Consider the following 11989-nt stretch of genomic DNA (forward strand, 5'->3'; position numbering starts at 1 on the left):
GTCCACATGACAACGGATGTCACCGACGCCGGTGTCGGAACGATCCGCACCGGACGTCTCGGCTCGCGCTCGTGCAGCCTCTCGGACGGACTGCCCGCTTTCGCCGACGGCCTGCGGGCCGCGGTGTTCACTGATGCCGTGCTCGAGGCGGCGCAGTCCCGAACCCGGATCGAGGTGACCGCATGAGCGAGACCGTGCTTGCCGGCACGCCCCTGCCCGAAGACAAGATCGATGTCGTGCTGGAAGCGCGCGGGATCTCCAAGAGCTTCTTCGGAGTCACCGTGCTGTCGGGCATCGACATGGACGTTCGTCGGGGCGAGGTCCACGGCCTTGTCGGAGAGAACGGTGCAGGTAAGTCCACCTTGATGAAGGTCCTTGCCGGGGTGCATCAGGCCGACGAGGGCTCCGTGGAGTTCGAGGGCCGGCATGTCGAGTTCACTCACCCCCGGCAGGCGATGGACGCAGGCCTGGTGACGGTGTTCCAGGAGTTCAACCTGCTGCCCGAGCGCACTGTCGCCCAGAACGTCTTCCTCGGTCGTGAGCCGCGCAAGGCCGGGTTCATCGACAGCGCAGGAATGGTGCGCCGCACGCGGACGCTGCTCGAAGACCTCGGCGTCACCTTCATCGACCCGGCCGCCCGGGTGGGTTCGCTGTCTGTGGCCGAGCAGCAGATCGTCGAGATCGTCAAGGCGCTCTCGTTCGATGCGCGAGTCATCTCGATGGACGAGCCGACGGCAGCGCTCAGCGATCACGAGGTCGAGCTGCTCTACGCGATCATCCGGCGCCTCACCGCGCGCGGCGTCGCCGTCATCTACGTCTCGCACCGACTCAAAGAGATCTTCGACCTCTGCGACCGCATCACGATCCTGAAGGACGGTTCGCTGGTGTCGACGGATGCCGCCGCCGACCTCACCAGTGCGGAACTGGTGCACCGCATGGTAGGACGCCCGATCCAGTCGTACTTCCCGGGCCCCGTCGAGGGGACCGCCGTCGGAGACGCGCGCCTGGAGCTCGAGAACTGTGGGAACGAGTTCGTCGACGGCGTCACGCTCACGCTGCGCGCCGGCGAGATCGTCGGCGTCGCGGGTCTGCAGGGTTCGGGGCGCACCGAGCTCGTCGAGGGCATCTTCGGCGTCCACGGCTTCAGTCGTGGGCGGGTGATGCTCGACGGCAGATCCGCGCGGTTCACGAGTGCCCGCGCCGCCGTCCGGGCGGGAGTCGCCCTGGTCACCGAAGACCGCAAGGCTCAGGGACTCGCGCTGGGGCAGTCGGTGCTCGACAATGCGCTGCTCGTGGTGCGGAGCGTCTTCACGGGGCGCATGGGCTCGGCTCGCCGGCAGGTCCCGGGCGTTCTGACCTCGCTCGAGGTCTCGTCGAGAGGCGTCGACCAGGAGGTGCGGTTCCTCTCCGGCGGCAATCAGCAGAAGGTCGTGCTCGCGAAGTGGCTCGTCACCGACCCGCAGGTCGTGCTGTTCGACGAGCCCACCCGCGGCATCGATGTCGGCGCGAAGATCGCCGTCTATCAGCTGATGCGGCAGCTTGCCGCCGAAGGGAAGGCGGTGCTCATGGTCTCGAGCGAGCTGCCCGAGATCATCGGTATGAGCGACCGCATCCTGGTCATGCGCGACGGCGAGCTCGCCGCCGAGCTTCCCGCTGACGCCGCCGAGCACGAGGTGCTCGCGGCGGCGACCGGCTCACCCGTCGTAGAGGTTCCAGATCCCCGCCTCGACGAGGAAGGAGAGCGCTCGTGAAGCGCATCCGCGTCGATTCGACCGTCATCGTCCTCGCCATCCTGATCCTCACGATCGCCGTCGGCGCGATCCTCGTGGCCACGGTCGGTCGAAACTTCTTCAGCCCCGGCAACATCCGCGACATCCTCACCGGCATGAGCGTTCTCGGCCTCGTCGCGATCGGCCAGACGCTCGTCGTCCTGGGCGCCTCGCTCGATCTGTCGGTCACATACGTCATGAGCCTCGCGAGCCTCATCGCCGCGACCACGATGAACGGCAACGCCGCCAACATCCCGTGGGCAGTGACCCTCACGCTGATCCTGTGCGCCGCGATCGGGCTCGCGAACGGGTTGATCGTGACGGTCCTCAAGGTCAACGGATTCATCGCGACCCTGGGCGTCGGGCTCATTCTCCAGGGGGTGCTGAACACGAACTTCCAGGGAAGCGCGGGGGCCGTGCCGTGGGAGTTCCAAGTGATCGGCGCAACGGGCGTCGGGCCGGTTCCGGTGTCGACCATCATCATGCTCGTGCTCGCGGTCGTGGTCTGGTTCCTCCTCGGCCGCACGCGAACCGGCGCCCACCTCTTCGCCGTCGGCGGCGATCCCGAAGTCGCCCGCCTCTCGGGCGTGCGCACACGCCCTCCGCTGATCACCGCGCACGTCCTTTGCTCGGTGTTCGCCGGTCTCGCAGGTCTGCTGCTGGCCAGCCGCCTCGGCGTCGGCAGCCCCACCGTGGGTCAGCAGGGCGGGTACGGACTCCTCTCCATCGCGGCGGTGGTGCTGGGCGGCACGCTGCTGCTCGGTGGACGCGGCTCGATCTGGGGCACCATCGGCGGCGTCGCCATCTTCGCCGTCGTCGACAACGTGATGAGCGTCATGCAGGTCAACCCCTTCTTCAAGGATGTCGTCCGCGGGGTCGTCATCGTGGCCGCGGTCGCCGTGTACAGCCGCCGGGCCATCGTCCGCCGTCGGCCGCGTTTCGGGCCCGGCGGGACGAGAACGGGCGGGGATGCCGTGGCCGAGGCCGCCCCTCCCGCCATGGTCGCCGCATCCCACACCCGGGAAGCCGAGGCGGTCGCGAACGATCCCCGTCCGACGGCGGAGGGAGACCGGTCATGAACTTCGTGCGCACTCTGGTGAGCCCGCGCGGCGCGGTGTTCCTGCTGCTGGCGATCCTGCTCATCGCGGTGATCGTGATGAATCCGAACTTCGCCGAGCCCGGTCAGATCATGCGCTACATCCAGCGCGTCGCTCCGATCGCTATCGTGGCCATCGGTCAGTACTTCGTCATCATCGCGGGCGAGTTCGATCTGTCACAGGGGTCGCTCATCACCGCGCAGGTGATCGTCGCCGGCAACCTCGTCGGCGAAGACGACTCGCGCACGATCCCCGTGTTGTGCCTCATGGTCGTGCTCGGTCTGTTCATCGGCTTGGTGAACGGGCTGCTCACGACGCTGCTGAAGGTGCCGTCCTTCATCGTCACGCTCGGCATGATGCTGGCACTCCTCGGACTGGTCCTGTGGTGGACCGGCGGCGCGGCGACCGGCAACCCGGCGGACAGCTTCCGGCAGATCGGTCGCGGCGGCATCCGTGATCTCGCGCTCATCGACTTCCTGCCGTGGTCGGTGCTGATCCTCGCCGCGTGGCTCGCTCTCGGCATCTGGGTCACCAAACGTCCACTCGGCAAGCTGCTGATCGCCATCGGCGACAACTCCCGCGCCGTCCGCTACTCGGGTGCCCGTGACTGGTGGGTCACGACGCGCGCCTTCATGATCTCGTCGCTGTCGGCCACGGTCTCGGCTGTGCTTCTCGTCGGGTACGCCGGCGTCCACCCCTCGGTGGGTCGCGGCTACGAGTTCATCGCCATCACGGCGGTGGTGCTCGGAGGCGTCGTGCTCGGCGGCGGACGGGGATGGATCGTCGCAGCGGTGGCGGGCGCATTCGTGCTCGAGGCCCTCTTCCTGGTGCTGAACATCGCCGGAGTGCCGTCGTCGCTGCGCGACGCCGTGCAGGGTTTCATCATCATCGCCGCCGTCGCCTACTCGGGACTCGTGTTCCGCTCACGCCGCCGAGGGGCGGCCCCCACGCCTTCTCCCGATACGGGGAAGAAACCCGACGCGCCCGACGGCGCCGAGGAGTCGTCCGCATCACCCGCCCTCGCACCAGAGGGCTCCGCACAAACCAGAGGAGACTAGCAATGCGACGATCAGTGAAGATCGCCACCACATCGGTGGCGCTCGTCGGCCTCTTCGCCCTCGTAGGGTGTACGACCGACCCCAGCGTGGCCCCGCCGGACTCGTCCGCGGCGCCGAGCGAAGACGGTGGTGCCAACGAGTGGTTCGACCAGGAGCTGTTCGACACGCAGATGGCTCAGCGAGAGGTTGTTCCGCAAGGACCCGAGGACGAGCCCTACCTGCAGCACATCGATGCCGAGATGGTCGACACCGCGCAGTATGCGTCGCCGGGCCCGAAGAAGGCCTGCTTCGCGAACGCGTCGATCTCGAACCCGTGGCGTCAGACGGGCTGGATCACGATGAACCAGCAGCTGCAGGTGCTGCAGGAGGCCGGCGTCATCAGCGAGATGGAGACGCGTGACGCGCAGGACTCGGACGACACGCAGATCGCCGACATCGACTACTTCATCTCGGAGGGCAACTGCGACGTCTTCATCATCTCGCCCAACAGCACGGCGGCGATGACTCCGGCGGTCGAGCGCGCGTGCGAGACCGGCAAGCCTGTCATCGTCTTCGACCGAGGAGTCGAGACGGACTGCCCGGTCACGTTCATCCACCCCATCGGCGGGTTCGCGTGGGGCATCGACACGGCGCAGTTCCTCATCGACAACCTCGAGGAGGGCGACAAGGTCATCGGCCTTCGGATCCTCCCGGGTGTCGACGTGCTCGAGCAGCGCTGGGCGGCGGCCGAGCACCTGTTCGAAGAGGCGGGCATCGAGGCGGTCGACTACTTCACCGGTGCAGACCCCGCTGAGATCAAGAGCATCATCTCGGATGAACTGGCCACGGGTGAGGTCGACGGCATCTGGATGGATGCCGGTGACGGCGCGGTCGCAGCCATCGAGGCGTTCGAGGACGCCGGCGTGGACTACCCCGTCATGACCGGTGAAGACGAGATGAGCTTCCTGCGCAAGTGGAAGGAGACCGGTCTCACTGGCCTTGCTCCGGTGTACTCGAACTTCCAGTGGCGCACCCCGCTGCTGGCGGTGCAGAAGATCTTCGCCGGCGAGGAGATCCCGAAGGAGTGGGTGCTCCCGCAGGTGCCGATCGAGGCCGGCGAGCTCGACGAGTGGCTCGAGGCGAATGACGGCATGCCCGACGGCCACTATGCGAAGTTCGGTGGCGAGAACCTGCCCGGCTACCCGGAGGTCTGGCAAGAGCGCCAGATCCCGTAACCCGCACCACCTGACCGGGTCTCGTCCGGCCGCCGCAACAGGCGGACGGACGGGGCCCGGCTCCCCGCACGATGCCGCCCGCCCTTTCCGACGATGAATGAGAAGCCCTATGCAGCGCACGATCGGCGTGAACACGTGGGTATGGACATCGCCCCTGACCGACGAGTCGCTCGCGAGCCTCGCGCCGCGCATCGCCGAGATGGGCTTCGGTGCCATCGAGCTGCCGCTCGAGAACGCGGGGGACTGGGACGCCGCCCGCGCGCGGGATCTGCTGCAGCGGCTCGGGCTCGTCCCCGTCGTCGTCGGCGCGATGGGTCCGGGCCGCTCGCTGGTCGAGCGGACGGGCAACGTGCCGGCCACGCAGGAGTATCTGCGAACCTGCATCACGGCAGCGCAGACGGTCGGGGCATCCGTCATCGCGGGCCCGTTCTACGCGCCCACAGGGGTGACCTGGCGGATGACCCCCGAAGAGCGCGCCGAGGTCTCTGCGCAGTTGCGCCGCAATCTGCGCCCCCTCGTCGACGAGGCCGTCGCGACGGGCGTCATGCTCGCGGTCGAGCCGCTGAACCGCTATGAGACCAGCGTGATCAACACGGTCGAGCAGGGCCTCGACGCGCTCGCGCCACTCCTCGGCGAGGGGCTGGGCCTGGCGCTGGACACCTACCATCTCAACATCGAGGAGAAGAAGCCGGATGCCGCCATCCGCGCGGCAGGACGCCACATCGCCCACGTCCAGGTGTGCGGCAACGACCGCGGTGCCGTCGGCGATGATCACACAGACTGGCCGGCGACGCTGGATGCGCTCGACGCGGCCGGATACGACGGTGTCCTGGGCCTGGAGAGCTTCACCGGTGAGAATGCCACGATCGCGGTCGCCGCGTCGGTGTGGCGACCACTCGCGCCTTCGCAGGACGCCTTGGCCGAGCGCTCACTGGCCTATCTTGCCGCGCTGCAGGCGGAGCGCGGCACGGTCCACCCTTCACCCACTTCGTCTCATCAGTAAGGGATCCCGATGTCGATTCAGCACACCGTCGTCTTCCGGCTCATCCACGCTCCGGGCTCGGAGGAGGAGCGGGAGTTCCTCGAGACCGGGCGTCGCACCCTGACTCAGATCCCGGGGGTGACCGACTTCGCCGTGAGGCGCCAGGTGAGCCCGAAGAGTGACCTGAGGCACCAGTTCACGATGGTGTTCGCCGACGAGGACGCCTATGACGCCTACAACGCGCACCCCGCGCACGTCGACTTCGTAGCGCGCCGCTGGGTGCCCGAAGTCGCGGCGTTCCAGGAATACGACTTCTCGAATTGACTCCCCAGAGAGAGGACACGCGATGACCGACACGCTTCGCATCGCCATGATCGGCCACGGCTTCATGGGCGCAGCGCACTCCCAGGGGTGGCGCGTGGCCCCCCGATTCTTCGATCTTCCGCTCGAGCCCGAAATGTCGGTCATCGTCGGTCGCAACGCGGCCGGGGTCGAGGCATCCGCCCGCAAATGGGGCTGGAACGAGAGCGCCACCGACTGGCGCGACGTGATCGATCGCGACGACATCGACGTGGTCGACATCGTCACACCCGGCGACACGCACGCCGAGATCGCGATCGCCGCCCTCGAGGCCGGCAAGCACGTGCTGTGCGAGAAGCCACTGGCCAACACAGTGGCAGAGGCCGAGGAGATGAACCGGGTCGCGACCGCTGCGGCCGAGCGTGGCGTGCGCTCCATGGTCGGCTTCACGTATCGGCGCGTTCCCGCCGCGACGTTCGCCCGTGACCTCGTCGCGGCCGGGCGGATCGGCGAGGTTCGGCAGGTCCGCGCCGAATACCTGCAGGACTGGCTGACCGATGCCGAGGCCCCGCTCACGTGGCGCCTGAAGAAGGAGCATGCCGGATCCGGTGCGCTGGGCGACATCGGAGCCCATGCCATCGACCTGACCGAGTTCATCACGGGGCAGCGGCTCGCCTCCGTGGCGGGCATCGTCGAGACCCTGGTGAAGGAACGGCCCCTCCTCGGCGAAGGCGTGGGGCTCTCGGGCACCGCGTCCGCTGAGCGCGGCGAGGTCACGGTGGACGACGTCGCGCTGTTCCACGGCCGGCTCGAGTCCGGCGCACTCGCCTCGTTCGAGGCGACGCGGTTCCGCACCGGTCGCAAGAACGCGCTGCGCATCGAGATCTCAGGCTCCACCGGAGCGATCGCGTTCGACCTCGAGCGCATGAACGAGCTGGAATTCTACGACGCGACGCAGCCCGAGCTCGAGCTCGGGTTCCGCCGCATCCTGGTCACCGAGCACGACCACCCCTACCTCGCCCCGTGGTGGCCCACCGGGCATATGCTCGGCTACGAGCACGGGTTCTCACACCAAGTCCGGGACTTCGTCACCGCCATCGACGAGGGCTCGGCGCCGCGTCCGTCGTTCGCCGACGGGCTGCACGTGCAGCGTGTGCTCGACGGCGTGGAGCGCAGCTCGGCCGCGGGAAGCGTCTGGACTCCCATCGCCGGCTGAGCTCCGGCATCCCTCCGACGAAAGGTGCAACGCGATGACGCGACCAGTCACTCTGTTCACCGGCCAGTGGGCCGATCTGCCGTTCGAGGAGGTGGCGCGCCTCGCCGGCGAGTGGGGCTACGACGGACTCGAGGTCGCCTCGTGGGGCGACCACCTCGACGTGTCGCGGTGGGATGACGACGCCTACGTGCAGTCCCGGCTCGACATCCTCGATCGCAATGGCTTGAAGGTCTTCACGATCTCGAACCACCTCGCCGGGCAGGCGGTGTGCGACGATCCGATCGACCAGCGGCACCGCGACATCCTGAACGATCGGGTGTGGGGCGACGGTGAGCCGGAAGGCGTGCGGCAGCGGGCGGCCGAAGAACTCAAGCTGACCGCGAGGATGGCGGCGTCGCTCGGCGTGAAAACGGTGACCGGTTTCACCGGATCGTCGATCTGGAAGGCCGTGGCGATGTTCCCGCCGGCCTCGGACGAGTTCATCGAGGCCGGCTATCGGGACTTCGCTGACCGGTTCCACCCGATCCTGGACGTCTTCGACGAGGTGGGCGTGCGGTTCGCGCACGAGGTGCACCCGTCCGAGATCGCGTACGACTACTGGACGACCAAGCGCACGCTCGAGGCCATCGGCCACCGCGAAGCCTTCGGCCTCAACTGGGATCCGTCGCACATGGTGTGGCAGGATCTCGACCCGGTCGGGTTCCTGTGGGACTTTCAGGACCGGATCTACCACGTGCACTGCAAGGACACGAAGAAGCGGACCGGCAACGGCCGCAACGGCCGCCTGTCGTCGCATCTCGCGTGGGCCGACCCGCGCCGCGGCTGGGACTTCATCTCGACGGGGCACGGCGATGTGCCGTGGGAGGACGCGTTCCGCATGCTGAACGCGATCGGCTACGACGGCCCGCTGTCGGTCGAGTGGGAGGATGCCGGCATGGACCGCCTGGCCGGCGCCCCCGAGGCGCTCGAGTTCGTGCGTCGGCTGTCGACCTACGAGCCGTCGGCGGCGGCGTTCGACGCCGCGTTCTCCCACAAGTAGGCGCAGGGCCCGAGAGGGATTCAGACGGAGGGCGTCTCGCCGGCGGTGAGCGCGTGCAGCAGCCGGGTCAGATTGCGGATGTCGTCGAGGGCCCAATCCTCGAGGGCGTCGACGAGTGTGCTCTCGTGCGGCGCACGTGCGGCGGCGAGCCGTTCGAGGCCCTCGGGCGTAGGCGAGAGCAGGCTGGAACGGCCGTCATCGGGATCGGGCGTCCGCTGGATCAGGCCGAGTTGCTCGAGCTCGCGCACCGTGCGGCTGATCTGGCCCTTGTCGGCGGTGAGGCTCTCGGCCAGCGCCGAGAGCGTGATCGACTCCCGGCGCACGATCGTCGTGAACACCTTGTACGCGCCGGGCAGCATGCCCGGGCTCACCCGGTTGGCGTTCTCGGTGATGATGCGGCGGAAACGGTTGATCAGCTCCCCGAACTCCGCCTCGAGGGCGCGCACCGCCTCGGTGCGCGCCTCTCGGGTCGGATCGGCGGTCATCGTGATCGACATTAGCGGGGCGACCCAGCCTCCGCGGACCGGGTGGCCGCGGCATCCGGTCGTGCGACTTCGCCGGTCGCCGTCAGCGCTTCCATGCCCTCAGCGGTTGAGACCGTCGCGAGGTCGGCTTCGCTCGCCGAGACGCGCTCGCTCGTCGTCATGCGGGTGAGCGGGTTGTTGGGAAGGAAGACGATCGCGATCAGGCTGATCACCGCGAGCGGGACCGCGATGAGGAACGAGTTGGCGATCGCCTGCGCGTAGATGTCCTCGAAGATCACGCGGACGGCCTCGGGCAGCTGGGCGACGTTCGGGATGGCGCCGGACTGCAGCTGCTCGGCGACCGCCGCGCCCTTCTCTCCGAGCGATATGACGGCTGCGCTGATGACGTCCGTGCGGGCGGCGACGAGGTTCGTGGCCGAGCTCGCGAGGGCTGCACCCATCACCGATACGCCGATCGTGCCGCCGAGACTCCGGAAGAACGTCACTCCCGAGCTCGCGACACCGATCTCGGTCGGCTTGGCGGTGTTCTGCACGATGAGCACCAGGTTCTGCATCGTCATGCCGACGCCCGCGCCGAGCAGGAACATGTAGAGCGAGACGAGCACGAAGTTCGTGTCGTAGTGGATCGTCGACAGCAGATACGAACCGGCGATGAGCAGCACGCCGCCCACGACGAGGTAAGGCTTCCAGTGCCCGTGCTTGGTGACGAGCCCGCCGATCACGATCGATGCGATGAGCAGGCCCGCGATCATCGGGATGGTCATGAGCCCCGCCTCGGTCGGGGTCGCGCCGCGTGCCATCTGCATGTACTGGCTGAGGAACACCGACGTGCCGAACATCGCGATGCCGATCGAGATCGACGCGATGACCGCGAGCGTGAAGGTGCGGTTGCGGAACATCGTGAGCGGCACGAGCGGCTCTTTCGAACGCAGCTCGACGATGACGAAGAGCACGGCCGCGAGCAGGGCGCCGCCCACCATGAGCACGGTCTGCAGGCTCCACCAGTCGTAGTCCGTGCCCGCATTTGTGACCCACACGAGCAGTAGCGAGACCGCCGTGGACAGCAGCACGATGCCGAAATAGTCGATGCGCGCCTTCTGCTTCGGGCGGGCCGGCAAATGCAGCGTGCGTTGCATCATGATGAGCGCGGCGACGGCGAACGGCAGGGCGATGAAGAAGTTCCAGCGCCAGTCGATGGTGTCGGTGATGAAGCCGCCCAGGAGCGGCCCGCCGACGGTGGCGACGGCCATCACCGCGCCGAACAGACCCATGTAGCGGCCGCGCTCGCGCGGACTGATGATGTCGGCCATGATCACCTGGCTGAGCGCCGCCAGCCCGCCGGCGCCGATGCCCTGCACCGCGCGGAAGGCGATGAGCGTACCCGGGTCCTGCGAGAAGCCGGCCGCGGCGGTCGCGAGCACGAAGATCACGATCGCGATCTGGATCAGCAGCTTGCGATTGAACAGGTCGGCGAGCTTGCCCCAGATCGGCGTCGAGATGGCAGTGGTCAGCAGTGTCGCCGTGATCACCCACGTGAACGCCGCCTGGTCGCCGCCGAGGTCGTGGACGATGACGGGGAGCGAGGTCGACACGACGGTCGACGCGAGCATCGATACGAACATGCCCAGCAGCAGGCCCGTGAGTGCCTGGAGCACGCGACGGTGCTGACGTTGCTCCTCGGCGGCGGCAACCGTCGGGACGGCAGGGGAAGTGGCCATGGGGGTCCTTCGGCGATCGGCGAGACATTGGTTGACGTGAGTCAACAGTTGAGACCGGTCAACTATATGACTGATGGTTGACTTCTGTCAACTAGCGACGAGGCCTCGGGCCGCCGAACTCGGCGACGCCGTGCAAACCAGCCTCGAATGCGACCTCGAGTCGCTTGTGCGCATGCTCGACTGGCGCACGACTCAGGAGCGCTCCTGTCTGCGGTTGCAGAACGCGGCTCAGTCAGCCAGCGCCAGCGCTCGGAACGGCTGGCGCGGTGACGACGGCGGTTGCGGCATCCGCTCGTCCGTCCGTCGAGATCGCGTCGTTCGCATGTAGAGCTCGTCGATGAGCGCCGTGGCCAGGCGCACGAGCTTGTCGATCTCGGCTTCGTCGCGATCGACCCACGCGCAGCGCGGCTCGTCGCCGACGGGGACGAAGCCGTCGTGCTGCTCCCACGCGACGAGCGTCCGCTCGGCCCCCAGTACGTGCTGCTGCCACCAGACCTGTCGCAGATAGGAGCGCGGGATGCTGCGCCACGACTTGTTGGTCGTCTTGATCTCGGCGAGGATCACGCGCCCCGACGTGTCGACGGCGATGCCGTCCGGGGTGGCGAGGTGGCGCTTCTCGACGACGGCATGGAACAGGACGGACGAAGGCTGGATGCCGTGGGTCGCCGCCACCCATCCGGCGATCTCGGGCTCTCGCGCACGTCCGTGGGCGGTGTAGGCGTTGCCTGAGAACCCCGACCCCATCAGCTTGGCGTCGGCAGCACGCGCGATGGCCCGCTCCGAGGTGAGGGCCGCGACATCCGTCGCCGTGATGCCACGCGACCTCGCACGCACCCACGCGACCCGGTCGCGGGAGTCCGCGACGATGCGGGCGGCGAGTTCGGGTGTCACGGATTCGAGCGTACGCCCGACCCGCGACGTCGCGTGCCCGACATGCCCGCCTCTCGGCACCCCGCCCCCACCCCGCCCCCGCCCCCGTCAATTACGCCCGCCCCACCCCCACCTCGTCGAGTACGCATACTCTCGCCGAGACCGCATGCTTCACGCGTCAGCATCCTGCGTCCTCGACGAGACCGTACGTTCTCGACGGTGGGAGTGGGGGAGAGGGAGA

12 protein-coding genes are annotated in these 11989 nt (G+C 68.1%); 9 read left to right on the forward strand and 3 right to left on the reverse strand.

Annotated features, from left to right (window positions below):
• Positions 1 to 6: 6 nt before the first annotated feature.
• The 9 genes from K0817_RS07260 to K0817_RS07300 all read left to right on the forward strand — a co-directional run bounded on the left by K0817_RS07260 (position 7) and on the right by K0817_RS07300 (position 8675).
• A complete protein-coding gene (locus tag K0817_RS07260; protein WP_219980694.1) occupies positions 7 to 186 on the forward strand; it encodes a hypothetical protein in 180 nt (59 codons plus the stop codon).
• A complete protein-coding gene (locus tag K0817_RS07265) occupies positions 183 to 1751 on the forward strand; it encodes a sugar ABC transporter ATP-binding protein (RefSeq protein WP_219980695.1) in 1569 nt (522 codons plus the stop codon). Before K0817_RS07260 ends, K0817_RS07265 begins: the two co-directional genes overlap by 4 nt.
• Positions 1748 to 2848 (forward strand): ABC transporter permease, encoded by a 1101-nt coding sequence (locus tag K0817_RS07270; protein ID WP_219980696.1) that lies wholly within the window; start codon positions 1748 to 1750, stop codon positions 2846 to 2848. The genes K0817_RS07265 and K0817_RS07270 overlap by 4 nt, the downstream gene beginning before the upstream one ends.
• On the forward strand, positions 2845 to 3924 hold the full coding sequence (locus K0817_RS07275) for an ABC transporter permease (RefSeq protein WP_219980697.1): 1080 nt from the start codon (positions 2845 to 2847) through the stop codon (positions 3922 to 3924). Before K0817_RS07270 ends, K0817_RS07275 begins: the two co-directional genes overlap by 4 nt.
• Before the next feature lie 2 nt (positions 3925 to 3926).
• Positions 3927 to 5138, forward strand: a complete 1212-nt coding sequence (locus K0817_RS07280; protein ID WP_219980698.1) for a substrate-binding domain-containing protein — start codon at positions 3927 to 3929, stop codon at positions 5136 to 5138.
• A gap of 109 nt (positions 5139 to 5247) precedes the next feature.
• A complete protein-coding gene (locus K0817_RS07285) occupies positions 5248 to 6141 on the forward strand; it encodes a sugar phosphate isomerase/epimerase (RefSeq protein WP_219980699.1) in 894 nt (297 codons plus the stop codon).
• Positions 6142 to 6150: 9 nt separating this feature from the next.
• On the forward strand, positions 6151 to 6444 hold the full coding sequence (locus K0817_RS07290) for a Dabb family protein (RefSeq protein ID WP_219980700.1): 294 nt from the start codon (positions 6151 to 6153) through the stop codon (positions 6442 to 6444).
• 22 nt (positions 6445 to 6466) lie between these two features.
• The gene (locus K0817_RS07295; RefSeq protein WP_253735236.1) at positions 6467 to 7636 is read left to right on the forward strand and encodes a Gfo/Idh/MocA family protein; all 1170 of its coding nucleotides are present in this window, start codon (positions 6467 to 6469) and stop codon (positions 7634 to 7636) included.
• A 34-nt stretch (positions 7637 to 7670) separates the two neighbouring features.
• On the forward strand, positions 7671 to 8675 hold the full coding sequence (locus K0817_RS07300; protein WP_219980701.1) for a sugar phosphate isomerase/epimerase: 1005 nt from the start codon (positions 7671 to 7673) through the stop codon (positions 8673 to 8675).
• 20 nt (positions 8676 to 8695) lie between these two features.
• Here the strand turns inward: K0817_RS07300 and K0817_RS07305 are convergent, their stop codons facing one another.
• From K0817_RS07305 to K0817_RS07315, 3 genes are all read right to left on the reverse strand, one after another.
• Complete coding sequence (locus tag K0817_RS07305; protein ID WP_219980702.1) at positions 8696 to 9160, reverse strand: MarR family winged helix-turn-helix transcriptional regulator; 465 nt, start codon at positions 9158 to 9160, stop codon at positions 8696 to 8698.
• Positions 9161 to 9171: 11 nt separating this feature from the next.
• Positions 9172 to 10878, reverse strand: a complete 1707-nt coding sequence (locus K0817_RS07310; protein WP_219980703.1) for an MDR family MFS transporter — start codon at positions 10876 to 10878, stop codon at positions 9172 to 9174.
• 228 nt (positions 10879 to 11106) lie between these two features.
• Positions 11107 to 11769, reverse strand: coding sequence for a YqaJ viral recombinase family protein (locus K0817_RS07315; protein ID WP_219980704.1), 663 nt, complete (start codon positions 11767 to 11769; stop codon positions 11107 to 11109).
• Between the last annotated feature and the right edge of the window lie 220 nt (positions 11770 to 11989).

Source organism: Microbacterium sp. HD4P20 (assembly GCF_019449275.2).
Lineage (GTDB): Bacteria > Actinomycetota > Actinomycetes > Actinomycetales > Microbacteriaceae > Microbacterium.